This is a genomic window from Ruegeria sp. TASC047, assembly GCF_059612445.1.
On record NZ_JBXWQP010000029.1, the window covers coordinates 500,018 to 525,108 of the forward strand.

Genomic DNA, 25,091 nt, shown 5'->3' on the forward strand with positions numbered 1-25,091 from the left:
TTTGTTGTCCGTGTCCCGTCCGCAAGCAAGGAAGAAACTGAATGACAAAGTCGAAAAAGCTCGAGTTCCGCCCGAACGACTATGTTGTCTACCCCGCCCATGGCGTGGGCCAGATTATCTCGATCGAGGAACAGGATGTCGCGGGATTCTCGCTTGAGCTGTTCGTCATCTCATTTGAGAAAGACAAGATGACGCTGCGCGTGCCGACCAACAAGGTAACCGAATCCGGTTTGCGGTCGCTTAGCTCGCCCGATGTGATCAGCCAGGCGATGAAAACGCTGAAAGGCAAGGCCAAGGTGAAACGCGCCATGTGGTCCCGCCGTGCGCAGGAATATGAACAGAAGATCAACTCGGGTGACCTGATCTCGATCGCCGAAGTGGTCCGTGACCTGCACCGCACCGATGACCAGCGCGAGCAGAGCTATTCCGAGCGTCAGCTATATGAAGCCGCCTTGGAACGTCTGACCCGTGAGGTCGCGGCTGTTTCAGGCGCTGGCGAGGTGTCAGCTGCCAAGCAGGTGGACGAAGTTCTGACCTCACGCGCTGCCTGATTGAAGGTACTTTGACAAAACGGGCCGTTCCAAATTTGGGGCGGCCTTTTTCGTGGCTTGGTGATTTGTTTAAGTGGCGCTAATTTCACTGTATATGCAGCGGATTACCGGACAGACATGAAGCAGACTGTGAAATACCTGTATATCGGACACGACCCTGTTTCGGTCTGGTTTAGGTATGCACTGATCCTGTTTGACGTGGCGACAATCATTTTCTTTGTCGGGACGGCCCACATCCCGCATGGGCCGGGCTTGACCGTTGCAAGCCAACTGGTCGGTGTGCTGATCTTTCTGGATTTCTCTGCGCGTCTCTGGATTTCAAAAGACCGCTGGAGATTTTTGCGCCAGATCTACACAGTGGCGGATATCGTGGTCGTCCTCTCGCTGGTGCTTGATCCGTTTTTGACAGGAAACCTGGCTTTCCTGCGGATATTACGCGCCCTGCGTCTGATCCATTCCTATCACCTGCTCTGGGATTTGCGGCGCGACAGCCGTTTTTTCCGCACGCACGAGGACGCTGTTATCGCGGCGATCAACCTGCTGGTCTTTGTCTTTGCCACCTCGACGGCCGTTTTGGTGTTTTTTATCCCCGAAGACGCGCAAACGCCTTACATAGATGCGCTGTATTTTACCATGGCGACGCTCACCACGACCGGGTTTGGCGACATCACTTTGGTCACACCGGGTGGCAAGCTGTTTTCCGTCTTCATAATGGTCGTTGGCGTGGCCTTGTTCGTCCGGCTAGCGCAAGCAATTTTCGCGCCACAGAAGGTCCGTCACAAATGCCCCAGCTGTGGGTTGTACCGGCACGACCCGGACGCCGTGCATTGCAAACATTGCGGCGATACGTTGCGAATTGAAACTGGGGGCGCTTCCTAGATCTGGGCGCTGAGGGCAAGCAGAAACGTGATCTCCGCCAATTGCTGTGACGCGCCCAGAATATCTCCGGTTTGACCGCCGATCTTGGTTTTCGCGACGAGCCCCAATACCGCAACGACCAAAGCCGCGCAGACTATCGCGTTAAGCGCCAGACTTCCGCACAAGCTGAAAGCGACCAGAATCGCGATGCCCACGGCGATACAGGCTGATCCTGCGCCGGGGGTGCCAACTGAATGGCTCAGGCCCGACTTTCTGGCGTTTGGAAGAAGAACCATTAGTGCTGGCATCAGGGCGCGGGAAAATACACAAGCCGCAACAACCATCCAGATCGGACCAACAGCGAGTATGGTGGAAATCGCCGAGATTCGTAAAATCTGCGAGATCATCAAGGCAAGCACGCCGTACGTTCCAATCTGGCTGTCCTTCATGATCTCCAGCCGCCGTTCAGGGGTGAAACCGCCCCAAAGCCCATCGAACGTGTCGGCCAGACCATCCTCGTGCATAGCGCCCGTCAACAGGATCAGTACCGCGACCAGCAACGAGGCTGCCGCAAACGGGGGCAGTTGAAGCCCCATCGCCAGCCAACCGGTCAGGCATGCCAGCCCGCCAACGACCAGCCCAACCAGTGGAAATGCCCATACCGATTGTGCCTGCCGGGCAAACACGGCTTTGGGCAAACGGGGCAGGGGCAGGCGGGTCAACAGCACCAGGGCCAGCGGAACATCCCACAGGGAAAACGGTTTGGTGTCGTTTTTTTGCACGCCCGTGCCTTTCGGGGTCTTGTTGGTTTCGATCCTTCGGTTAAACACGCAGTACCACTCTGATGCAATGAGGCTTTCATGCTGCCTGAACTGAATGATTTGAACACGTTCCGTGCTGTCCTGGCGGGGGCGCCGGGCCCGGATGCTGCTGCGGTGCAGGGCGCGGCCGAGCGAAACGGACAATTGACCAAACCCCCCGGAGCGCTTGGTCGGCTTGAGGATCTTGCGGTCTGGTTTGCAGGATGGCGAGGGGACGCCCGTCCACAGATCAGCGCGCCTCAGGTCATTGTGTTTGCCGGAAATCACGGTGTTACCGCGCAGGGTGTTTCGGCCTTTCCGCCGGAAGTAACCGTGCAGATGGTGATGAATTTCGAACATGGCGGGGCGGCGATAAATCAGTTGGCAAGGTCGGCAGGCGCGAAGATGGATGTTCACGCGCTGGATCTGGACAAGCCGACCGCGGATTTCACCCAAACCCCCGCCATGACAGAGGATGAATTGCTGGCCGCGTTGCGCACTGGCTGGCTGGCCGTTGATCCGCAATCCGATCTTTTGGTGGTCGGCGAAATGGGGATTGGCAACACCACCCCGGCTGCGGCTATTGCCTGCGCGCTGTTTGGTGGCGACGCGTCCGATTGGACAGGGCGCGGAACCGGTGTGGATGACGCCGGTCTGGCCAACAAAACCCGTGTCGTGGCCGAGGGTGTCGCCAAACACGCGTCAGATGATGGTCTGGACATCCTGCGCTGTCTTGGTGGGCGCGAGATTGCTGCAATGGCGGGCGCAATTGCTGCCGCGCGGGTGTTGCGCATCCCGGTGATCCTGGACGGGTTCATCTGTTCGGCTGCCGCAGCCTGCTTGTGGAAGCTGTCGGATGGTGCGCTGGATCATGCTGTGGCAGGCCACCAAAGCGCCGAAGCAGCCCATGGTGCCGTGCTGGCAAAATTGGGTAAAGAGCCTTTGCTGAGCCTTGGCCTGCGGTTGGGCGAAGGGTCCGGCGGGGCGTTGGCGATCAACATTCTGAAAAGCGCGGTCGCCTGTCATTCCGGCATGGCAACCTTTGCCGAAGCTGGGGTTTCTGACGGCTGAACTCGCACCTGACCCGGGCAAAGGCTTGGGTCAGGCCGATTTCTTGGCGTGCTCTTCAGCCAGTTCCAGCAGCGCGGTTTCCAGATCCTTTTCCAGTGCCTGCGAACGTTCGATATATTTCCTGTTTTCGGCGATTGGCATTCCGGGGACCCAAAGCTCGGCCAGATCGCGCACCGCCTTCCTGTCATGGTTGTAAAACGTCTGCTCGGCCTGGGCTGCTTCGTATTCACTCAGTCCGACATTCTCCAGAACATAGCGACCTGCGCGCAGCGAACTGTCGAACATTTCCCGCACGATGTCATTGGCACCCGCCTGATACAACTCGTACACATGGGTCCGGTCGCGGGCGCGGGCGATGATGTGCAGGTCAGGACGCTGCCGTCTGGCATAGCTGACAAGCCGCGTGACTTGCTTGTGATCATCCATAACGGCAACAAGAACGGATGCTTTGTCCAACCCCGCCGCGCGCAGCAGTTCCGGTCGAGTGGGATCGCCCAGAAAGCCTTTGACACCAAATCGGCGCATCAGCTGAATCGTTTCAATATTGTGGTCCAGAACGACTGTCTTGAAACCGCTGGCCCGCACCAGCCGGTTGACGATCTGACCAAAGCGACCAATGCCGGCGATGATAACCGGGCCCTTTTCGTCGATCACGTCCGGTTCGGGGGTGGTCGCTGAATCGCCAATCTTCTTTGACAAGGCGTCGTAGACAATGAAAAGAAGAGGTGTGATCAACATCGTCAGAGCAACGATCATCAGCAGCTTTTGCGACAGGTTGGGCGGAATAACATTCTGTTTCGTCGAAAATGCCAGCAGGACAAATCCGAACTCACCAGCCTGCGCTAACCCAAGGGTGAACAACCAGTGATCACGCCCCCGCAGTTTGAAAGCCTTGCCCACCAGATAAAGGATGATCCCCTTGGCAAGTATCACAAGCAGCGCCAGTCCAATCAGGTCCAGCGGGTCGTTGAAGAAATATCCAAAGTCTATTCCGGCCCCGACCGTGATGAAAAACAGCCCCAGAAACAACCCTTTGAACGGTTCAAGGTCACTTTCCATTTCATGTCTAAATTCAGAACTGGCCAAAACAACACCTGCCAGGAACGCGCCCAAGGCAGGTGACAGGCCGACCAGTGTCATCAGAAACGAAATGCCCACGACGATCATCAGCGCCAGTGCGGTGTACATCTCGCGCAGACGGGTTGCGTGGATGAAGCGAAACAACGGTCTTGTCAGGTAGACACCGGCCAGAATGACAAACACCACCGCGCCGATTGTGACAAGGGTAACGGCCCAGCCCGGCAGCCCTTCGACCAGCGACAAACTGTGATCGCCTGCGCCATGTGATCCTCCAGCCCCCCGGTCAATCGATCCATCTGCTTGGAAACGCGGCATGGCGGGCAGCGCCAGCAGTGGCAACAAAGCCAGAATTGGGATCACCGCGATGTCCTGCGTCAACAGAACCGAAAATGTCGCGCGGCCGCCGTTTGTCTGCATCAGGCCTTTTTCTGACAGGGTTTGAAGAACGATCGCAGTCGAGGAAAGCGAAAGGGTCAAACCCACCGCTAGGGCAACCGACCATGGATGGTTGGCGTACATAGCCACGGCAGCAATCGCGACTGTTGACAGCAACACCTGCAAACCGCCCAGACCCAATAGCTTGTCGCGCATATCCCATAAGGCGCGTGGCTCCAATTCCAGACCAATGAGAAACAGCATCATCACCACGCCAAATTCGGCCACATGCTGAAGATTTTCGGTTTCCGCTCCGACTAACCCCAGTACGGGTCCGATTATGATCCCGGCTGCAAGATAGCCCAGCACAGATCCCAACCCCAGTCTGGCAGACAGGGGAACGGCAATGACTGCCGCTGCCAGATAGATCGAAGCCTGGTATAGAAAGTCGTCCATGTGTGTCCTCGGAACCTTTTCAGGTGGGAAGGGGGGCGTCGCGTTTAAGTTGATCCATTACGATCTGGCTCTGTACTCGTGCAACGGCAGGATGCGGCAGGATCACCTGATGTAGCAAGCTGTTGAGGGCGGACAGGTCGTCACAGTAGATGTGCAGCAGATAGTCTGCCTCACCCGTCATCGTCCATGCGCTGGTAATCTCGGGGCGGGTGTCGACCATGCGGGCAAAGCTTGCGGATTGCTCGGGGCCATGGGTGCCCAGATGCACCTGAACGAACCCCTGCACCTGCAGGCCCAGTTTCAGCGGGTCCAGCCGGGCAGCGTACCCGGTGATGTACCCTTCGACTTCAAGCCGCTGTCGGCGGCGTCCCGCTTGGCTGGGCGACAGGTTCAGCATTTCACCCAGTTGATGAGCCGTCAGATGCGCGTCTTTTTGCAGCGCGGAAAGCAGTCGCTTGTCGGTTGCATCCAGCATGTGCGGAAAAATCCTGGTTTTATTAACTTATATGCGCGTTTTGCGCGTCATCCTCCAGTTTATACGAAAACAATGCGCAGAAACAGCGTCAGAAAAGTCGTATTTTTGAATCAGCAAAGAAATTCCCTTTTCGTAGGAGACGCGCCATGGGTCCTTTCCCGCACAATGCCCCGAAATCCATGATCAGCGAAGAAAACCCTGCCGGTACAGATGGGTTTGAATTCGTCGAATTCGCCCATCCAGAACCGCAGGAGCTGCGTGACCTGTTCGCAAAGATGGGGTTTGATCTGGTGGCCCGCCACAAGGAAAAACCCTCTGTCGAGCTATGGCAGCAAGGGGATGTGACGTATATCCTGAATGCTGACCCGGACAGTTTTGCGGCTAAGTTCGTGGCCGAACATGGGCCCTGTGCGCCGTCGATGGGCTGGCGGGTCGTGGACGCGCAAAAAGCGTTTGAGCATGCCGTGTCAAAAGGTGCGGAACCTTACGACCACGCTGACAAAACCATGAGTGTGCCTGCGATCAAGGGTATTGGCGGGTCGCTGATCTATTTCATTGATCAGTACTACGACACATCGCCCTATAATCAGGAATTCAACTGGATCAAGGAATCCAAACCTCGGGGCGAGGGGTTCTTCTACCTCGATCACCTGACGCACAATGTCTACAAGGGCAACATGGACAAGTGGTTCAAGTTCTATGGCGACCTGTTCAACTTCCGTGAAATTCGTTTCTTTGACATTCAGGGAAAATTCACCGGCCTTTATAGCCGCGCGCTGACATCACCCTGCGGTCGTATTCGTATTCCGATCAACGAGGACCGCGGTGAGACCGGGCAGATCGTGTCTTATCTGAAGAAATACAAAGGTGAAGGCATTCAGCATATCGCAGTGGGCAGCGACGACATCTACGCGTCAACCGATGCTATTGCTGAAAACGGCCTGAAGTTCATGCCGGGTCCGAATGAAGCTTATTACGAGATGTCCAGGACCCGCGTGGTCGGCCATGAAGAGCCGCTGGACCGGATGATGAAACACGGCATCCTGATCGACGGTGAAGGTGTCGTTGACGGGGGCGAGACGCGCATTCTGTTGCAGATCTTTTCGAAAACGGTGATTGGCCCGATCTTCTTCGAGTTTATTCAGCGCAAGGGTGATGATGGTTTCGGCGAAGGGAACTTCCAGGCGCTGTTTGAATCCATCGAGCGCGAACAGATCGAAAGCGGCGAGATTTCCGCGGCTTGATCCAAATGAACCAATAAGTCGGGGGCGGTTCTGCTGCCTCTGACGTGCCTGTCTACAGGTGATCGGTCACGGTTTTGAGCGCCTATGTCAGCTGCGTGGCATCGCCAGGGTCACGTTGCGACCTTTCTTTTGATAACGCAGTTCACTGTCACTGATAGCAATGACCTTGCCGCCGTCAATACTGTCCCCAACTTTCAGTTTTTTGTAGCGCCCACTGGGAAGCCGGACCAAGGCGCGCCGATTTGCGGGTGTGCCGTAAACGCCGATCAGATTCAGGCGACGCAAATTGATCGCGTTATCGAGCGTGGCCTGCCGGGCTACAGACGCGGTTGAGGGAATCTTGGGCGCGACCGATTTCGCCTGAAACGATCCGGCGTCGTCTGAACTCTGGTCCAGCGCGGCCGTTGATCCAAGATTGGAGTTACCAGAAGCAGGTGCCTTTGCAGTAACAAGACCCGCCGGGCGCACTCTGGGGCGCGGGACGCGGACAACGGCCAATGCGGTTGGCGTCTCGTCGATTTCTGTGCGCGCTTGCAGACTGTCCGGGCGTGCTTTTGGTCGCTTGGTCGAAAGCTCTGCCAGCGACCGCCCCCCCAACTGCCCGCGTTCGAAGCTCTCAACCAAATCTGCGGGGCGAGGTTTGGGGCGAAGACCGGCCAGTCTTTCGTCGACCTCGTCAAGTACGGGTTCATCTTCGAAACGCACTGGCGTTGCTGGCGGAACCTTCGACGGTCGGCCCTGATAAACGACAATCCCATCCGGGTTCAGCGTCCCTTCCGGCGTGGGCGTTACCAGCCCGCGATCATCCAGATTGAACCGCGCTCCTGCTATGCCATGTTGCACGTCCCGAACAAAGGGTTCGTCAGTATCGAAACTGGAAGCCGGAGGCAGGGCAACCGCATCGCTGGACAGGTCGGATTTGTCAATCGACGTCAGATACAGATCGTCCGGTTCCGGGGCTTCTGGCACGTCCAAAGCGGCCGGAGGCGTTACATTCACACCGGAGGCAGCGCTGATATCCTCATCTGCCTCGGGGTCCTGAGCCACAGATTCAACAGGGGTCGGGGCCACCTTGAGCGCCTCAAGGATTGCCGCGTCGGTAGGCGTGAGTTCCGGTTGTTCTTCGGCTTCGGCGTCAGTAGGTTCCGGTGTTGGGGGCACGTCCCTGTCCAGAGCAGGGTCAGCGGGCAAGTTTTCCGGGGGGGCAATTGCCGCAACTTCGGGCACTATCGGTGGCAGGGCGTCGATAACCGGCTCGGAAACACCTGTCTCGGTTGGAATTGGGCTCGGTGCGGCCTGATCTGTTTCTCCACCGCTGTCCAAGGCCAGCCAAACGCCGAAAGCGCCACCAAGAAGAAGCGCCGCGGCAAATGCCGGGATAGCAAAACGCGGTGCCTGCGCTTTCGTAGTCGCAAACTTATTGTCAGGTGTTTCGGGGGTCAGAAACACGTTTGGTGCCGCTGCGCCTGCAATGGGATGCGCTGGTTTCCCAGAGGATTTTGCCGGTTCGGGCTGGTCTGCGTTTTTTACCGACAGCGGTAGCTCTGCTGGTCGGGTTTCCGATGTGCCTGAACGCTGCGCGAACAATGCTTCTCGGGGGAATGCGTCTGCGTCTTCCTCGGCGCAAAACAAAACCGGTACGAATCCATGGTCCGAGGCAAAGGCCCGCGCCTCGCTCAGCGTTTCCTGCGCGACAGCTGCAACATAGGTGGTGCCGCCTTCGGTCTGATAGTCGTAGCTGAGCTCGGACAAAGCGTAAGGCGTTGCGTCGGCAAGTGCGCTCTCAATACGTTCGACCGTGTCTTCGGGGGGCAAGTCATCGGTTGCAACCTGAAGGTATCGAACCTGTTCGGAAGGCAAAACAAGCTTGCAGCTTAGGTCGTTTTCCAACGCAAAGGCGTTTTCCCGCAAAACCTGCATCTGACCGGACAGGTCCGGCGAATCCAAGGGAATCGAGCCGATAACGAACCATTCGTCATCCGAGTGATGATACAGTGATATTCTGGTCGCAGAAAAAGACAGCGCAAAGGCAGGTTTCATAATCCGCAGGAACCATAATTATCAACGTCAATGCAAACACCTTGGCGTTCGCAGACCGACATTAAAGCAGGAACTTGCCGAGGGAAAGAAAAAGGCAAACTCTCCTCTTGTATGGCAATGCATCGCCGACCCATCTTTAACACAAGCAAATCGGAGTGATAACATTGAAGACATTCGCTTTTCTGGCCGCAATGATGGCCGCAACGACCGCTGGACTTGCCCATGCGGAAGAACGTCGCATCACCGTTGACGCAACCGGAACCATCGATGTTGCCCCCGATATGGCGACGATCACATTGGGTGTGACAAATGAAAATGCCGAGGCTTCGGCAGCGATGCAGGCCACCTCGGACGCAGTTGCGAAGGTTCTTGCGCGCCTGACCGGGATGGGGATTGAAGACCGCGATATTCAGACCCGCGATCTGTCGCTTTCCCCTGTTTGGTCTGGGCGGCACGGGCAGAATGGGGAAACACCGGAAATTTCGGGGTTCGCTGCCTCGAACCGCGTGTTTGTGCGTGTGCGTGATCTGTCCAAGCTTGGAAGCATCATGGATGCGGTCATTCAGGATGGCGCCAACGATTTTGGTGGATTGAGCTTTGGGGTGCAGGATACCAAACCAATCGAAGCCCAAGCGCGCGCGCAAGCTGTCGGCGAAGCTATGGCCAAGGCCGAGCAGCTGGCACAGGCGGCGGGTGTAACCCTTGGCGCGGTGCAAACGATTTCGGAACAAACGGGGGGCGTGCGCCCGATGCCCGAGATGCGCATGATGAGCATGGCTGACGCAGGAGGTGTTCCTGTCGCAGGTGGTGAGGTTTCGGTGTCTGTCAGCGTCTCGATGGTGTTCGAGATCTCGGAATGAGTTCAACCTGTCGCGCGGGCCGTCAGCGGTTTTCGTTGCTGGCCCGAAGCGTCGAAATTGTCGGGTGACAACCAGGCCTCAAAAGCATCACGGATGCGTGGCCATTCGGTATCTATGATTGAATACCAGGCAGTGTCGCGGTTGCGCCCTTTGTAGTGGGTTGCTTGGCGAAACACGCCTTCGAAGGTAAACCCAAGCCGCTCTGCCGCACTGCGCGACGGACCATTCAGCGCGTCGCATTTCCATTCGTAACGCCTGTAACCCAGTTGATCGAACACGCGCCGCATCATCAGATACATGACTTCGGTTGATTGTGGTTTGCGCTGAAGCAGGGGTGAAAAGTGGATATGCCCGACCTCAATCGCTCCGGCGGCGGGTGCTATCCTGAGGTATGAAGCCATGCCCAATGGTATGTCATCACCGTCCAGAACAGTATGGAACATCGGGTCCGCATCCATGCAGTTGGCGCGCGCCCAGTCTTCGAACTCAGACTCGCCAGCAAACGGGCCGTAGGGCAGGTAGGTCCAGTTGTGGCCATCCGTGTCCTTTGCAAACGCCCGGAACAATCCGGGCGCATGTCTGTTCACATCAAGGGGCACGACAGAACAATACCGGCCCACCATCGGCGTATAGGGTGGCGTCGGGCGTGGAAAGTCACCCGAAACCGGTAAACCGATAGGCTGGCCAAGGTTGTTTGTGTCGTGCTGGGTCATGGTCAGGCGGTTGCTTTGGCCAGGGCCTGATCAAGGTCGGCAATCAGATCGTTCACGTCCTCGATCCCGATGGACACGCGCACCACGCCCGGACCTGCGCCTGCGGCTTCCTGCTGTTCCGGGGTCAACTGACGGTGCGTGGTCGATGCCGAATGAATGATCAGCGAGCGCGCGTCGCCCAGATTGGCTACGTGGCTGAAGATTTCCAGTGCATTGACCAGCTTGATACAGGCGTCATAGCCGCCCTTCACTGCAAAGGTGAACAATGCGCCTGCACCACGTGGATACTGAGCCTTCACCCGATCCTGATAGGGTGAAGAGGGCAGCCCGGCATAGGTGACGTAGTCCACGCGATCATCCGCTTCCAGCCAGGCCGCGATTTTTTGCGCGTTTTCAACATGACGCTCCATCCGCAGCGATAGGGTTTCGATCCCCATCAGCGTGTAGTGGGCTGCCTGCGGGTTCATGGTCATGCCCAGATCACGCAGACCGATGGCGATGCTATGGAAGGTGAAGGCCAACGGGCCAAAGGTCTCGTGGAACTTCAGTCCATGATAGGCCGGTTCGGGTTGGCTGAGCGAGGGGAACTTGTCATTTGCCGACCAGTCGAACTTGCCCGAATCCACGATGCAACCGCCGGTGACCGTACCGTTGCCGGTCAGGTACTTGGTGGTTGAATGCACGACCAGGGTCGCGCCGTGATCGATCGGGCGGCACAGATAGGGCGTGGCCGAGGTGTTGTCGACGATCAGCGGAATGCCCGCTGCATCAGCCGCGTCCGCCAGCGCACGGATATCCGTCACATAGCCGCCGGGATTGGCGATGGACTCGCAGAAAATCGCACGGGTATTCTCATCGATTGCGCCCTTCACCGCGTCCAGATCATCGGTGTCCACGAATTTTGCCGACCAGCCAAAACGTTTGATCGTCTGGCTGAACTGCGTGACCGTGCCGCCATACAGACGGGTCGAGGCGACCACGTTGCAACCCGGACCCATCAGCGGGAACAGCGCCATGATTTGGGCCGCGTGCCCGGACGAACAGCAAACAGCACCAACGCCGCCCTCAAGTGTTGCCACGCGTTCCTGAAGAACGGCCACAGTTGGATTGGTCAGGCGGGAGTAGATAAAGCCCACCTCTTGCAGGTTGAACAGGGCCGCTGCGTGGTCCGCATCGCGGAACACATAGGCAGTTGTCTGATAGATCGGTGTCTGGCGCGCTCCGGTCGCCGGGTCGGGGCGGGCGCCCGCGTGAATTTGCAACGTGTCGAAACCGTAGGTGGGGCCGTCAGACATCTTGAAATCTCCTGTTGGAATTTGTCTTGCGAAATCTGTAGGCCATTGCCCGCCTGCGCACAACGATCCTGTCAGCGCAGCCAGAGGCCCTTGCTTTTGATCGTGTTGCGGATGGCCTGTTCACGTCGTGGCAGATGATCCCGGTCAAACAGGGCGCGGACTTTTGCGCCTTTCCCCTGCAGCACCATCTTTTTCAGCGGCTCATATTGCTTGAGAACTTTCTTGACCTTGTTTGGAGCGACGATGGCCTCCACGACGTCTATCACATGGTCGCTTTCACGGGCGTAAAGCAAGGGAAACAGGCGATAGTGGCAACTGACGGACCCGTCCAGCAAACCGGGGGGCAAAACATCACGACCACCGCCGAACGAGTGAATGACAAGGGGCAGGGCGGCCTGATCCAGCCAAGGGTCAAGGCTTTGGCCAGTCAACTCCGGAATGTTTTCGTCGCGGATTGTTTTGGCGTAGTCCAGAAAACGCTCACCAAATTTTCGCGGGCATTTGTAGAAGAAATAGCCTGCATTGAAATACAGGTACCGCCGCCAGTGGTCATGGGGTTGATCGGTGTCCAGCGAGCTTTCGAAAACCAACCCGAACCGGGCGTAAAGCGCGCGCCAGATACCGTCAAAACCGGGGCCATACAGCGTTGGTTTGGGCCATGTCCCTTCAACCTTCAGTGATGCGCTGGGGCGGTCGAAGTCAAAAGGTACAGATGTGATCTCGCCAGTGATCAGCGTGTCGGTGTCAAAGAACACAAAGGGCTCATCTTCCGGCAGAGCCATCAGCGCTTCGATCTTGTTGCCGTACGGATAGCTTTCACCGAATACATGCGAGTCGAAGGGCAGAATTTCGGCACCCAGTTGTTTCAGGGCTTTCAGAACTTCTTCGTCCTGAATGCGCGGGTCCTGTTTCCAGCGGGGCCCCGGATTGGGTGTGGCGACAAATAGTTTGCCCTCGAATTGCGGTGAAGAATGGCGCAGTGAAGCCGCAAACAGCAGGGCTTCGTATTGCAGGTGGTTGTTTTGACCGACGACCGCGATGTTGAATTTCTGTGACGTTGCCTGCATCTATGCCTGTTTCCCGACAGGTGTTTGACCGTGCACCTTGCAGTCCGGATTACAGCAAGCGGCCCAAGGCGTCAAAAGCGGAAAATTTGAAATTTCATCACGCGATCCCATTTCTTTCAGGGGTCGCAGCAGAAAGGGTTACACATGCGGATCAATGCGGATTTCACAAAACGGGTCGCAGTTCATTTTGACAATAGCGAATGGGTCGCTTCCCCTGCGGCTGGCGTCGAGCGTAAAATGCTGGACCGAATTGGTGATGAGGTGGCCCGCGCAACGACCATTGTCCGCTTTGCGCCCGGCAGCGCTTTTTCCGCCCATACCCATGACGGCGGCGAGGAATATCTGGTGCTTGACGGCGTGTTTCAGGACGAGACCGGATATTTCCCCGTCGGCAGCTATGTGCGCAATCCACCGACGTCCTCGCACACTCCGTCTGCAGCGGAAGGCGCGACCATTCTGGTCAAGCTGCACCAGTTTGACCCGCAAGACCGTACGGAGGTGCGCCGCTCGATAAATGGCGATTCTGACGTACAACTGTTCAAAGATGATCATGAGGACGTTTTTGTGCGGACATGGGCGGCGGGGGACGTGGTCGAGTTGGATGCGCGCGAAGGCATGGAAGTGTTTGTCATAAGCGGCAGTTTCTCTGAATCGGGGGAGGAATTTTCTACATGGGACTGGTTGCGCTTGCCGCCCGGAACGCACTCGCGGGCCGTTGCAGGGCCTGACGGCGCCCGGGTTTGGACCAAGTCCCACCATCTTGGCGAAATGGTCTGAAAGCTTTTCGGCCCTGAAATTAACCAAAATGCCAATGAATCCGGGTTCTACGGCCCGGATTTTCAATTTTTTGACCATTTGGCAAATTTTACCAATTGATAAAAAATTTATTTGTGGCAAGCTGAGGTCATAACAAACATATCTACAGGGAGTAGAGTGATGGCACAGGGCCAGATGGCACCCGGCATCGTCGCCGGGCGGCTTTCAAGCGATCAGCTGACCTCGAATTTCACCGATCTGCATCCGCCATTGGCCCCGCATGAGGCCGCAGTTGCAGCAGACCGTTGTTATTTCTGCTATGACGCACCTTGCGTGACAGCGTGTCCGACAGACATCGATATTCCGCTATTCATCCGTCAGATTCAGGCCGGACAGCCGCAGGCAGCCGGGCGAACGATTTTTCAGCAGAACATTTTGGGTGGAATGTGCGCCCGTGTCTGTCCGACGGAAACACTGTGCGAAGAGGCCTGTGTTCGCGAGACGGCAGAAGGCAAGCCGGTCGAAATCGGACGGCTACAGCGCTTTGCGACGGATGATCTTATGTCTGCGGGCGCGCATCCGTTTGAACGTGCGGCATCAACCGGGAAGACGGTTGCTGTCGTGGGGGCAGGGCCTGCCGGTCTGGCCTGCGCGCATCGTCTTGCCATGCTGGGTCATGACGTGGTGATCCACGAAGGCAAGCCCAAACCGGGCGGTCTGAACGAATACGGGATTGCCGCCTATAAATCGACCAACAATTTTGCGCAGGCCGAAGTCGACTGGCTGTTGAAAATCGGTGGTATCACGGTTGAAACCGGGTCGGTTCTGGGTGAAGGCATCTCGCTGGATGGTCTGGTCGAAAACTACGATGCGGTGTTCCTGTCCATCGGTCTTGCCGGGGTGAATGCCCTGCGCGCGGATGGTGTTGACAAGGACGGCGTGCGGGATGCCGTCGATTTCATCTCGGACGTGCGGCAGGCTGGTGATCTTGCACAGCTTCCTGTCGGGCGGAACGTCGTCGTGATTGGCGGAGGCATGACTGCAGTGGACGCAGCGGTAAAGTCCAAATTGTTAGGTGCCGAGAACGTCACCATTGCCTATCGCCGGGGCCGCGACGCCATGGGTGCCAGCCGGTACGAGCAGGATCTGGCAGCCTCGCACGGGGTTCAGATCTTGACCAACGTGCAGCCGGTGGCGGTACACGGCAATGGGACTGCCGCCGAGATAGAACTGGAGTATACCTCAAGCCAGAACGGCCAACTCACCGGAACCGGTGAAACGGTCCGGCTGCGGGCAGACCAGATTCTCAAGGCCATCGGTCAGACGCTGGAAGGTGCGCCGGAAGGGCTGAAGCTGGACGGCAACAAGATCGCTGTCAGCGGTGCGGGACGCACTTCTGTGGCCGGTGTCTGGGCAGGCGGAGATTGCGCGGCGGGGGGCGAAGACCTGACCGTTACGGCTGTTGCCGAAGGCCGGGATGCAGCGATGGACATCCACGCGACGCTGGTTTCGTGATAGGATGGGGTATTCACCCCATTCCTTTCGCTGCTGAGGTAATCCCATGTCCCAGATCGAACAAGCCGTAGCGCAACACTACACCACCGGAGCACTGACCGACCGCGTCCGCGCGGCGCTTGAGGCCAGCGGTATCGATCCGGATGCGGCCACGGTCGCAGACCTGAAAGCAGGGGACGAGTTCCATACGGGCGGCGTTCTGGCGACCAACAACCTGTTTGCGCAGTTGTCGCCGACCCATGCGACCCGTGTTCTGGATGTCGGATGCGGTATCGGCGGGACCTCTCGCTATGTCGTGGATCGCTATGACTCGACAGTAACAGGCGTCGATCTGACACCGGAACTCGTTGAAACCGCCAAGGTGCTCAGCGATATGGTCGGGCATTCCTCGAAAACCAGCTTTCATGTGGGCAGCGCATTGGACATGCCGGTGCCGGATGCTGGGTTCGACCTGGCCGTCATGATGCATGTGGGCATGAACATAAAGGACAAGGCCGGGCTGTTCGCCGAAGTGTCGCGGGCGCTGGCCAAGGGTGGCACTTTTGCCCTGTTCGATGTGATGGCCGGAGACGTGGACGAGCCGCTGGCTTTCCCTCTGCCGTGGTCCACTGTTGCCGAAACCTCGTTCGTGGATGCGCCGGATGTTTACAAGTCTGCGGCAAGCGCCGCGGGTTTTGAACTGGTGACAGAAACGGATCGCACCGAATTCGCGATACAGTTCTTCGAGGACGTCTTTGCAAAGATTGCCGAATCCGGCCCGGCACCGCTGGGCATTCATCTGATGATGGGCGAGACGGCACCCGAAAAGTTTCAGAACTATGTCAAAAACCTCAAGGCCGGGCGCATACGTCCGACCGAAATGATATTCAAAAAATCCGGCTGAGCCGGGAAGGGAGAAGCCATGGCCGATTTGACGACTAACTTTCTGGGCATTTCCAGCCCCAACCCTTACTGGCTGGCCTCTGCGCCGCCGACGGACAAGGAATACAATGTTCGTCGCGCGTTTGAGGCCGGTTGGGGCGGTGTTGTGTGGAAGACGCTGGGGTCCGAGGGACCGCCGGTCGTAAATGTGAACGGCCCGCGGTATGGCGCGATCTACGGTGCCGACCGCCGTTTGCTGGGACTGAACAATATCGAACTGATCACCGACCGCCCGCTTGAGGTAAACCTCGAGGAAATGGCGCGGGTCAAGTCCGACTATCCGGATCGCGCCCTGATCGCTTCGATCATGGTGCCCTGCGAAGAAGAAGCCTGGAAAGCCATTCTACCGCGCGTGGCTGAAACCGGCGCGGACGGAATCGAACTGAACTTCGGTTGCCCGCACGGGATGAGCGAGCGCGGTATGGGGTCCGCCGTAGGGCAGGTGCCGGAATATATCGAGATGGTCACGCGTTGGTGCAAGCAATACTATGACCGTCCGGTCATCGTGAAACTGACACCGAATATCACCGATATCCGGAAACCTGCGGCGGCGGCCAGAAATGGTGGCGCGGATGCGGTGTCGCTGATCAACACGATCAATTCGATCACCAGCGTAAATCTGGACACGTTCAGCCCAGAACCCTCGATTGATGGCAAGGGCAGCCACGGAGGATATTGCGGCCCTGCCGTGAAGCCGATCGCCCTGTCGATGGTGTCCGAAATCGCTCGGGCCGAGGCGACGCATGGCATGCCGATCTCGGGCATCGGGGGTGTCACCACATGGCGTGATGCGGCCGAGTTTATTTCACTGGGTTGTGGCACGGTGCAGGTCTGTACCGCTGCGATGACCTATGGGTTCAAGATCATTGATGAATTGACTGCAGGTCTGTCGGAATGGATGGATGAAAAGGGTTATACCAGCATTGATGAGGTGATCGGGCGCGCGGTGCCCAATGTCACCGATTGGCAATACCTGAACCTGAACTACATCGCCAAAGCCAAGATCGATCAGGACCAGTGCATCAAATGCGGCCGATGCTACGCCGCCTGTGAAGATACCAGCCATCAGGCGATTTCAATATCGGATGACCGTGTGTTCGAGGTGATGGATGACGAATGTGTCGCCTGTAACCTCTGCGTTGATGTCTGCCCGGTGGAAGGCTGTATTTCGATGGTGCCGATGGCGGCAGGTGAAATCGATCCGCGCACCGGGAAAGAGGTTCAGCCGACCTACGCGAACTGGACCACGCACCCGAACAATCCGATGGCCAAAGCAGCGGAATGATCGAGACAGGGAATATCCCTGAGGGGCCGCTGACGCGGCCCCTGAATTCATGGCGTCAGAAGCTTTCGGTACAGCGTATCGACAAAGGGTTCTGCACCCTCAAACGGGTTTTCGTCACCCAGAATAGCCCGTACCTGAACGTCGAAATCGGCATAATGCTGCGTCAGCGCCCAGATCGAAAACATCAGATGATAAGGGTGCAACCGCGCGATTTTACCCTGATCCATCCAATTGGTGAGAATGGTGACCTTTTCGTCAACCAGTTGTTTGAGATCATTGGACAAAGCGTCGTGAATGCGGGGGGCACCTTGCACAAGCTCATTGGCAAAAAGGCGGCTTTCCCGTGGTAGCTCCTGACTCATTTGCAGTTTCCGGCGAATATAGGCCAGCATTTCCTCCATCGGATCACCGGTCTCATCCAGATCGTGCAGGGGCGCCAGCCAGGTTTCCAGCAAGCCCGAAAGCAATTCGGTGTGGATCGCTTCTTTCGACGCGAAATAGTAGAGGAGATTGGGTTTGCTCAACCCCGCCTCGGCAGCAATCTGATCGACGGTCGCCCCACGAAACCCGTGTGCGGAAAACACATTCAGGGCAGCTTCGAGAATCGCGGCTCGGTTCTTCTTCTGGATACGAGTCGGTGCGCGGTCTTTCGGCATGATTTCAGTGTGTCTCTTTTTTCGTCGGATAGGCACGGATTACACTGAAATTTCAGGCTTTGCCGCGCAATTTCTTGACTGATACCGAACCCGTGATAGCGTGAGTTTGACCAGTTGGTCAAATCAAGACACCAATAGCGAGCATAATCGCAAGCAAACAGGGAATAAGACAATGGCAGCTCCGGCGCAGAATCTCAGGATCAATGGCGACAGGTTGTGGGACAGCCTGATGGAGATGGCCAAGATCGGTCCCGGTGTTGCGGGGGGGAATAACCGGCAAACTCTGACTGACGAGGATGCCGAAGGCCGTGCCTTGTTCCAGAAATGGTGTGAAGAGGCTGGATGCACCATGGGGCTGGACCAGATGGGCAACATGTTTGCGCATCGTGAGGGCACCGACCCGGACGCTTTGCCGGTCTATGTGGGATCGCATCTGGATACGCAGCCGACCGGCGGAAAATATGACGGTGTGCTGGGCGTTCTGGGCGGGCTGGAGATTATCCGCACGCTCAATGATCTCGGGATCAAGACAAAACATCCCGTCGTGGCAACCAACTGGACTAACGAGGAAGGGACGCGATATGCGCCTGCCATGCTGTCGTCTGGTGTCTTTGCGGGAATGCACACGCAGGACTGGGCATATGGCCGTGAAGATGCCGAGGGTAAGAAGTTCGGGGATGAGCTGAACCGGATCGGTTGGCGCGGCGAAGAAGAAGTCGGCGCGCGCAAGATGCACGCTTTCTTTGAGTTGCATATCGAACAGGGTCCGATCCTTGAAGCCGAAGGAAAGGATATCGGCGTCGTCACCCACGGTCAGGGTCTGAGCTGGACACAGGTCACGGTGACCGGCAAGGATGCCCATACCGGTTCAACCCCGATGCCGATGCGCAAGAATGCCGGGCTTGCGATGGCGCGCATTCTTGAGAAAGTGGACGAAATCGCCTGGTCTCATGCACCGCATGCGGTCGGTGCCGCGGGGCATATCGACGTATTCCCGAATTCTCGCAACGTAATCCCCGGAAAAGTCGTTTTCACGGTCGATTTCCGCTCGCCCGAGCTGGAGGTGATCACCGACATGGAAAATCGCCTGCGGGTGGCGGCGGAAGATATTGTCGAAGAAATGGGCCTGCAGATCGAATTCGAGAAAGTCGGCGGTTTCGATCCGGTGAAGTTCGACGACGATTGCGTGTCTGCCGTGCGCGATGCGGCTGAAAGGCTGGGCTATTCGCATACCAACATCATCTCGGGCGCGGGGCATGATGCCTGCTGGATCAACCGTGTGGCCCCGACCGCTATGGTCATGTGCCCCTGTGTGGATGGGCTGAGCCATAATGAGGCTGAAGAGATCAGCAAGGATTGGGCGGCAGCCGGGGCAGATGTCCTGCTGCATGCCGTGGTCGAGACTGCCGAAATCGTGGAATAGGGGGCGCTGCCCCCGTCGCCCAAGGGCGACTCCCCCGGGATATTTTTGGCCAGATGAAGCAAGCGGCGCAGACCGCATCAGGGAGTTCAAAATGAGTACTGTTATTAAAAACGGAACCGTTGTCACCGCGGATTTGTCATACAAGGCGGATGTATTGGTCGAAGGCGGCGTCATCACCGAGATCGGGATGGGTCTGAAAGGTGATAACGAGCTGGACGCGACCGGCTGTTATGTGATGCCCGGTGGGATTGATCCGCATACCCATCTGGAAATGCCGTTCATGGGCACCTATTCCAGCGATGATTTCGAAAGCGGTACGCGGGCGGCCCTGGCGGGGGGCACGACTATGGTTGTTGACTTCGCACTGCCCAATCCGGGTGAAAGCCTGTTGGATGCCCTGAAGCGCTGGGACAACAAATCAACGCGGGCGAATTGCGACTACTCGTTCCACATGGCGGTGACATGGTGGGGGGAACAGGTATTTGACGACCTCAAGACCGTGATCGAGACGCGCGGCATCAACACGTTCAAGCATTTCATGGCCTATAAAGGCGCGTTGATGGTGAATGACGATGAGCTTTATGCTTCGTTCAGGCGTTTGGCCGAACTGGGCGGCATCGCAATGGTGCATGCCGAGAACGGAGACGTCGTTGCCGAACTGAGCGCCAAGCTTCTGGCCGAGGGGAACTCTGGCCCGGAAGCGCATGCTTATTCCCGACCGCCGCAAGTAGAGGGCGAGGCGACCAACCGGGCCATCATGATCGCAGATATGGCGGGCGTGCCGCTGTATGTTGTTCATACATCCTGCGAAGAGTCTCATGAGGCCATTCGCCGAGCCAGAATGCAGGGCAAGAGGGTGTGGGGCGAGCCGCTGATTCAGCATCTGACCTTGGATGAAAGCGAATATTTCAATCAGGATTGGGACCACGCCGCGCGGCGGGTCATGAGCCCCCCGTTCCGCAATAAGCAGCACCAGGACAGCCTGTGGAATGGCCTGCAATCAGGGTCGCTGAGTGTTGTGGCAACCGACCATTGCGCCTTCACGACCGAACAGAAACGCTTTGGAGTTGGGGATTTCACCAAGATCCCGAACGGGACCGGCGGTTTGGAAGATCGGATGCCGATGCTGTGGACGCATGGTGTGAATACCGGACGCCTGACGCCCAATGAATTTGTTGCAGTGACTTCAACAAACATCGCCAAGATACTGAATTGCTACCCTAAAAAAGGCGCGATCCTTGTTGGAGCGGATGCGGATATCGTCGTGTGGGATCCTGAAAAAACGAAAACGATCAGAGCCAGTACGCAGCAATCTTCGATCGACTACAACGTGTTTGAGGGCAAAGAGGTCAAAGGCCTGCCGCGCTTTACGCTGACCCGTGGACAGGTTGCGGTACATGATGGTGAAATCCGCACGCAGGAAGGCCATGGCGAGTTCGTTGCGCGCGAGGCAAATACGACCGTCAACAAGGCTTTGAGCGCGTGGAAAGAACTAACCGCCCCTCGGCCAGTTGAGCGGACAGGTATCCCGGCGACGGGGGTTTGATCCGTTGGGCCGTTTTCTGGGCGGCCCCAGCACCACTCTTTTCAAGGCAATAGAATGACCACTGAAAGCACGACCCAGCACGTCATCGAAGCAAGGCAGCTTGACCTCACCTTTCAAACCAATGACGGGCCTGTTCACGCGTTGAAAGACGTGAACCTGACGATCGACAAGGGTGAATTTGTTAGTTTCATTGGCCCCTCGGGCTGTGGGAAAACCACTTTCCTGCGCTGTATTGCGGCCTTGGAGACACCGACCGGCGGGTCGCTGACTGTCAACGGAATGACAGCGGACGAAGCACGGCGGAACAGGGCCTATGGGTATGTCTTTCAGGCAGCGGGCCTTTATCCCTGGCGCACCATAGCAAAGAACATCAAGTTGCCGCTTGAGATCATGGGCTATTCCGCATCCGAGCAGGAGGAAAGGGTGAGAAAAGTCCTGGAACTGGTTGATCTTGAAGGATTTGGCGGAAAGTTTCCCTGGCAGTTATCCGGTGGGATGCAGCAGCGCGCCAGCATCGCGCGGGCCTTGGCCTTTGATGCTGATATCTTGTTGATGGATGAGCCGTTCGGCGCTTTGGATGAGATTGTACGGGACCACTTGAACGAGCAGCTTCTGGCGCTTTGGGCCAGAACAGAAAAGACCATCGGCTTCGTGACGCATTCGATTCCAGAAGCCGTATATCTGAGCACCAAAATTGTCGTGATGAGCCCGCGGCCGGGGCGGATTACGGATGTGATCGACAGCCCGCTGCCAAAGGAACGGCCGTTGGACATTCGTGACACTCCGGAATTCATCGAAGTGGCCCATCGTGTTCGCGACGGGTTGCGGGCGGGGCATTCTTATGACGACTGATCCGGGGGCAGAAACCATCAGACGGGCCGTGGTAAGTGACTTGCCGGCTTGTGCTCGTGTGATTTGCAACTGGGCCTGGCAGACGGACTGGATGCCTGATGAATTACCGGTGGAGGAATTGTCGACCCTGATCCATGAAGCGTTCGACAGTCGCGAGATCTGGGTCGCGGGTGATCCGGTTGATTGCTACATGTCCATAGATCCGGCGCAGTGTAAAATCGGTGCGTTGTATTGCAGCCGGACGGGGCAGGGAATTGGCAAGCGTTTCGTTGCCAAGGCGAAGCGGGGTCGGACCCATCTTTGGCTGACAACACACAAACCCAATCAGGCGGCGCAGAGGTTTTACCGCCGTGAAGGGTTCGAGGTAACTGCCGAAGAACCACCCGTACCGCCGGATACAGTGCCCGTCTATCGAATGGAGTGGCACGCATGAAGCAGATCATTGCCGTTTTCACCGTCGTCGCCGTGATCGTTCTGTTCTGGTATGTCGCTTGCGTTCCGATGAACATCAAAGGGGTTTTGACCGAGCTTGAACGTGGCGGTGCCGAGGTTCAGCCACCCACCGCAAGTGCGCGCCGGGATCTGGGAGAGTTTGGTCTGGTTCTGAATAATTCGTTCGCGATTCCAGCAACTTGGGAGCAAGGCAAGCCCCGTTTGCCATCACCTCATCAGGTGGCGATTGAACTGTGGGATACAACTGTTCTGAAGAAAATCAACTCGAAAAGATCGCTGATCTTTCATGGGTGGGTGACACTCAGCGCTACGATGCTGGGCTTTGTCATCGGGACCGGGCTGGGTGTCCTGTTGGCCGTTGGGATCGTGCATAGCCGCGTGGTGGATTTGTCGGTCATGCCATGGGCTATCGTTAGCCAGACGATCCCGATTATCGCTCTGGCACCGATGATTATCGTGGTTCTTTACTCGGTCGGGGTTCAGGGGATCATTCCCAAGGCGATCATATCAGCGTATCTGAGCTTTTTCCCGGTTGTCGTCGGCATGGTCAAAGGGTTGCGCAGCCCTGACGCGATGCAACTTGACCTGTTGCGGACCTATAATGCCAGCCAATCGCAGGGGTTTTGGAAACTGCGCCTGCCGGCGTCGATGCCATACCTGTTCACCTCGTTGAAGATCGGTATTGCGGCGTCGTTGGTCGGCGCAATCGTGGGTGAGCTGCCGACAGGCGCTGTCGCAGGATTGGGTGCTCGGTTGCTGGCAGGCAGTTACTATGGTCAAACCGTGCAGATATGGTCAGCGCTGTTTGCTGCGGCCATTCTGGCCGCTTGCCTGGTCGGTTTGTTGGGATTGATTGAACGGTCGGTTCTGAAGCGGATGGGGATGGCGCAATGATGTTGGTTGGCTTTGCTTTGCTGCTGTGGGCTTTCGGCTGGTGGTTGAACAGCCGATTGGCCAGTGGCCCGCAAGCCGACAGCCAGATGGTACGCTTTCTGGCACCGGTGATTTTTGGTCTGACCATTGTTGGAGCCTGGGAGCTGGTGGTCCGTGGGCTTGAAGTGCCGCTGGTCATTCTGCCGGCACCGTCTGCCATAGCAGTGCGATTTGCAGGTAGCCTTGACATTCTTTGGGCCGACTTTGTTCAGACAATCCTGAAAGGAGCGCTCAGCGGATATGTTATCGGCTGTGGATCGGCCTTCCTTATGGCGATTGCTGTCGATCGGTGGGATTTCCTGCGTTTGGGGCTATTGCCAGTCGGAAATTTCGTCGCGGCTTTGCCCATTGTGGGGACGGCACCCATTCTGGTCATGTGGTTCGGGTTTGATTGGCATTCCAAAGCGGCGGTGGTGGTTGTGATGGTGTTCTTTCCGATGCTGGTCAACACCGTGGCCGGTCTGCGCGAGGCCACCGCAATGCAGCGTGACTTGATGGAAACTTATGCTGCAAGCTATTGGCAGAGCTTTCTGAAGCTGCGGCTGCCCGCGGCGATGCCTTTCATTTTCAACGGGTTGAAGATTTCGACAACTTTGGCTTTGATTGGCGCCATCGTGGCGGAATTCTTCGGATCGCCAACGCTCGGTATGGGATTTCGGATTTCCACCAGCGTCGGTCAATTGTCGTTGGACATGGTCTGGGCCGAAATCGTTGTTGCCGCTATCGCGGGTACGGCCTTTTATGGCCTGGTGGCGGGAATCGAAAAAGTGGTGACGTTCTGGCACCCCTCACAACGCGGATAAGACGAAGAAAATCAACAGACCCTGAAAATCGGGGCGCAACAAGCAACTAGGAGAAATGAAGATGAATAAGCTATTCAGCGGGGCGGTTGCCGCCTTTGGTCTGGCAGCCAGTACGGCGCTGGCGACGGATGAAGTGACACTGCAACTGAAATGGGTCACGCAAGCACAATTCGCGGGCTACTACGTTGCCAAGGACAAGGGCTTTTACGAGGAAGAAGGCCTGGACGTTACCATTCTGCCCGGTGGGCCTGACATCGCTCCGACGCAGGTGATTGCGGGCGGCGGTGCTGATGTGACCGTTGAATGGATGCCTGCCGCTCTGGCCGCACGTGAAAAAGGGTTGCCGTTGGTGAACATCGCCCAGCCGTTCAAAAGCTCGGGCATGATGCTGACCTGCTGGAAAGATGCCGGTATTTCGTCGCCTGAGGACCTGAAGAACCGCACGCTGGGTGTCTGGTTCTTTGGCAATGAATTTCCATTCATGAGCTGGATGAGCCAGTTGGGCATCAGCACTGATGGGAAAGGCGACAACGGTGTGGAAGTTCTGAAACAAGGCTTCAACGTCGATCCGCTGCTGCAACGTCAGGCGGATTGCATCAGCACCATGACCTACAATGAATACTGGCAGGTCATCGATGCCGGTGTCAGCCCGGATGAACTGGTAACCTTCAAATACGAAGACCAGGGTGTCGCGACGCTGGAAGATGGTCTTTACGTTTTGGAAGAAAATCTCAGCGATGCGGCCTTCACCGACAAGATGCAGCGGTTTGTTCGCGCCTCGATGAAAGGTTGGAAATACGCCGAGGAGAACCCCGACGAAGCGGCGGATATCGTGCTGGAGAACGATGCAACGGGTGCGCAGACGGAAGAACATCAGAAACGCATGATGGGTGAGATCGCAAAGTTGACCGCAGGTTCGAACGGCGCGCTGGACCCGGCGGATTTTGATCGCACCGTTGGTACCCTGCTGGCCGGAGGTTCTGACCCGGTGATCACCAAGACACCTGAAGGGGCCTGGACGCACCAGATTACGGACGCTGCTCTGAACTGACGCTAACCGTTA

General features: G+C 57.1%; 24 protein-coding genes. 16 read left to right on the top strand and 8 right to left on the bottom strand.

Annotation, left to right across the window (positions count from 1 at the left end):
- Window positions 1–41: 41 nt before the first annotated feature.
- On the top strand, window positions 42–551 hold the full coding sequence (locus AC2FLO_RS10275) for a CarD family transcriptional regulator (protein ID WP_209504207.1): 510 nt from the start codon (window positions 42–44) through the stop codon (window positions 549–551).
- A 117-nt stretch (window positions 552–668) separates the two neighbouring features.
- Window positions 669–1,430, top strand: coding sequence for a potassium channel family protein (locus tag AC2FLO_RS10280; RefSeq protein ID WP_480583730.1), 762 nt, complete (start codon window positions 669–671; stop codon window positions 1,428–1,430).
- Here the strand turns inward: AC2FLO_RS10280 and cobS are convergent.
- A complete protein-coding gene (gene cobS / locus AC2FLO_RS10285; RefSeq protein WP_496752890.1) occupies window positions 1,427–2,191 on the bottom strand; it encodes an adenosylcobinamide-GDP ribazoletransferase in 765 nt (254 codons plus the stop codon). The genes AC2FLO_RS10280 and cobS overlap by 4 nt on opposite strands.
- A gap of 78 nt (window positions 2,192–2,269) precedes the next feature.
- On the opposite strand from cobS, the gene cobT reads away from it, so the two are divergent.
- Window positions 2,270–3,280, top strand: a complete 1,011-nt coding sequence (gene cobT, locus AC2FLO_RS10290; protein WP_496752889.1) for a nicotinate-nucleotide--dimethylbenzimidazole phosphoribosyltransferase — start codon at window positions 2,270–2,272, stop codon at window positions 3,278–3,280.
- 30 nt (window positions 3,281–3,310) lie between these two features.
- Here the strand turns inward: cobT and AC2FLO_RS10295 are convergent, their stop codons facing one another.
- Together AC2FLO_RS10295 and AC2FLO_RS10300 are read right to left on the bottom strand one after the other, a co-directional pair.
- Complete coding sequence (locus tag AC2FLO_RS10295; RefSeq protein ID WP_496752888.1) at window positions 3,311–5,191, bottom strand: monovalent cation:proton antiporter-2 (CPA2) family protein; 1,881 nt, start codon at window positions 5,189–5,191, stop codon at window positions 3,311–3,313.
- 19 nt (window positions 5,192–5,210) lie between these two features.
- On the bottom strand, window positions 5,211–5,666 hold the full coding sequence (locus AC2FLO_RS10300) for an Lrp/AsnC family transcriptional regulator (protein WP_267364492.1): 456 nt from the start codon (window positions 5,664–5,666) through the stop codon (window positions 5,211–5,213).
- 146 nt (window positions 5,667–5,812) lie between these two features.
- On the opposite strand from AC2FLO_RS10300, the gene hppD reads away from it, so the two are divergent.
- Window positions 5,813–6,910, top strand: coding sequence for a 4-hydroxyphenylpyruvate dioxygenase (gene hppD, locus AC2FLO_RS10305; protein WP_496752887.1), 1,098 nt, complete (start codon window positions 5,813–5,815; stop codon window positions 6,908–6,910).
- Between the two features lie 87 nt (window positions 6,911–6,997).
- On the opposite strand, the gene AC2FLO_RS10310 is transcribed toward hppD, so the two are convergent.
- Window positions 6,998–8,950 carry a hypothetical protein gene (locus AC2FLO_RS10310; RefSeq protein ID WP_496752886.1) on the bottom strand — a complete coding sequence of 651 codons (1,953 nt, stop codon included), beginning with the start codon at window positions 8,948–8,950 and terminating at the stop codon, window positions 6,998–7,000.
- A 155-nt stretch (window positions 8,951–9,105) separates the two neighbouring features.
- On the opposite strand from AC2FLO_RS10310, the gene AC2FLO_RS10315 reads away from it, so the two are divergent.
- The gene (locus tag AC2FLO_RS10315; protein WP_480492689.1) at window positions 9,106–9,810 is read left to right on the top strand and encodes an SIMPL domain-containing protein; all 705 of its coding nucleotides are present in this window, start codon (window positions 9,106–9,108) and stop codon (window positions 9,808–9,810) included.
- Between the two features lie 2 nt (window positions 9,811–9,812).
- On the opposite strand, the gene AC2FLO_RS10320 is transcribed toward AC2FLO_RS10315, so the two are convergent.
- From AC2FLO_RS10320 to AC2FLO_RS10330, 3 genes are all read right to left on the bottom strand, one after another.
- Window positions 9,813–10,523, bottom strand: coding sequence for a GNAT family N-acetyltransferase (locus AC2FLO_RS10320; protein ID WP_496752885.1), 711 nt, complete (start codon window positions 10,521–10,523; stop codon window positions 9,813–9,815).
- Between the two features lie 2 nt (window positions 10,524–10,525).
- Window positions 10,526–11,818 carry an O-acetylhomoserine aminocarboxypropyltransferase/cysteine synthase family protein gene (locus AC2FLO_RS10325; RefSeq protein ID WP_496752884.1) on the bottom strand — a complete coding sequence of 431 codons (1,293 nt, stop codon included), beginning with the start codon at window positions 11,816–11,818 and terminating at the stop codon, window positions 10,526–10,528.
- A gap of 71 nt (window positions 11,819–11,889) precedes the next feature.
- Window positions 11,890–12,885, bottom strand: a complete 996-nt coding sequence (locus tag AC2FLO_RS10330; protein ID WP_496752883.1) for a GT-B fold glycosyltransferase domain-containing protein — start codon at window positions 12,883–12,885, stop codon at window positions 11,890–11,892.
- A gap of 144 nt (window positions 12,886–13,029) precedes the next feature.
- Here AC2FLO_RS10330 and AC2FLO_RS10335 point away from each other — a divergent pair, with 144 nt between their 5' ends.
- The 4 genes from AC2FLO_RS10335 to preA all read left to right on the top strand — a co-directional run bounded on the left by AC2FLO_RS10335 (window position 13,030) and on the right by preA (window position 17,362).
- Window positions 13,030–13,662, top strand: a complete 633-nt coding sequence (locus AC2FLO_RS10335) for a cupin domain-containing protein (protein WP_496752882.1) — start codon at window positions 13,030–13,032, stop codon at window positions 13,660–13,662.
- A gap of 159 nt (window positions 13,663–13,821) precedes the next feature.
- A complete protein-coding gene (locus AC2FLO_RS10340; protein WP_496752881.1) occupies window positions 13,822–15,156 on the top strand; it encodes an NAD(P)-dependent oxidoreductase in 1,335 nt (444 codons plus the stop codon).
- A gap of 46 nt (window positions 15,157–15,202) precedes the next feature.
- Entirely contained in the window at window positions 15,203–16,039 is an 837-nt protein-coding gene (locus AC2FLO_RS10345; RefSeq protein WP_496752880.1) for a class I SAM-dependent methyltransferase, read from the top strand.
- An 18-nt stretch (window positions 16,040–16,057) separates the two neighbouring features.
- Entirely contained in the window at window positions 16,058–17,362 is a 1,305-nt protein-coding gene (gene preA, locus AC2FLO_RS10350) for an NAD-dependent dihydropyrimidine dehydrogenase subunit PreA (RefSeq protein ID WP_480505528.1), read from the top strand.
- A gap of 47 nt (window positions 17,363–17,409) precedes the next feature.
- On the opposite strand, the gene AC2FLO_RS10355 is transcribed toward preA, so the two are convergent.
- Window positions 17,410–18,018, bottom strand: a complete 609-nt coding sequence (locus tag AC2FLO_RS10355; RefSeq protein ID WP_209504191.1) for a TetR family transcriptional regulator C-terminal domain-containing protein — start codon at window positions 18,016–18,018, stop codon at window positions 17,410–17,412.
- A 172-nt stretch (window positions 18,019–18,190) separates the two neighbouring features.
- On the opposite strand from AC2FLO_RS10355, the gene AC2FLO_RS10360 reads away from it, so the two are divergent.
- The 7 genes from AC2FLO_RS10360 to AC2FLO_RS10390 all read left to right on the top strand — a co-directional run bounded on the left by AC2FLO_RS10360 (window position 18,191) and on the right by AC2FLO_RS10390 (window position 25,079).
- Entirely contained in the window at window positions 18,191–19,441 is a 1,251-nt protein-coding gene (locus AC2FLO_RS10360) for a Zn-dependent hydrolase (RefSeq protein ID WP_496752879.1), read from the top strand.
- A gap of 91 nt (window positions 19,442–19,532) precedes the next feature.
- The gene (gene hydA, locus AC2FLO_RS10365) at window positions 19,533–20,987 is read left to right on the top strand and encodes a dihydropyrimidinase (RefSeq protein ID WP_496752878.1); all 1,455 of its coding nucleotides are present in this window, start codon (window positions 19,533–19,535) and stop codon (window positions 20,985–20,987) included.
- A gap of 54 nt (window positions 20,988–21,041) precedes the next feature.
- Window positions 21,042–21,839, top strand: coding sequence for an ABC transporter ATP-binding protein (locus tag AC2FLO_RS10370; RefSeq protein ID WP_209595940.1), 798 nt, complete (start codon window positions 21,042–21,044; stop codon window positions 21,837–21,839).
- Window positions 21,829–22,272, top strand: a complete 444-nt coding sequence (locus AC2FLO_RS10375; protein ID WP_496811672.1) for a GNAT family N-acetyltransferase — start codon at window positions 21,829–21,831, stop codon at window positions 22,270–22,272. Before AC2FLO_RS10370 ends, AC2FLO_RS10375 begins: the two co-directional genes overlap by 11 nt.
- A complete protein-coding gene (locus tag AC2FLO_RS10380; RefSeq protein ID WP_496811673.1) occupies window positions 22,269–23,186 on the top strand; it encodes an ABC transporter permease in 918 nt (305 codons plus the stop codon). The genes AC2FLO_RS10375 and AC2FLO_RS10380 overlap by 4 nt, the downstream gene beginning before the upstream one ends.
- On the top strand, window positions 23,183–24,028 hold the full coding sequence (locus AC2FLO_RS10385; RefSeq protein WP_496752877.1) for an ABC transporter permease: 846 nt from the start codon (window positions 23,183–23,185) through the stop codon (window positions 24,026–24,028). The genes AC2FLO_RS10380 and AC2FLO_RS10385 overlap by 4 nt, the downstream gene beginning before the upstream one ends.
- Window positions 24,029–24,089: 61 nt before the next feature.
- Window positions 24,090–25,079, top strand: a complete 990-nt coding sequence (locus AC2FLO_RS10390; protein ID WP_496752876.1) for an ABC transporter substrate-binding protein — start codon at window positions 24,090–24,092, stop codon at window positions 25,077–25,079.
- The last annotated feature ends 12 nt before the right edge of the window (window positions 25,080–25,091 follow it).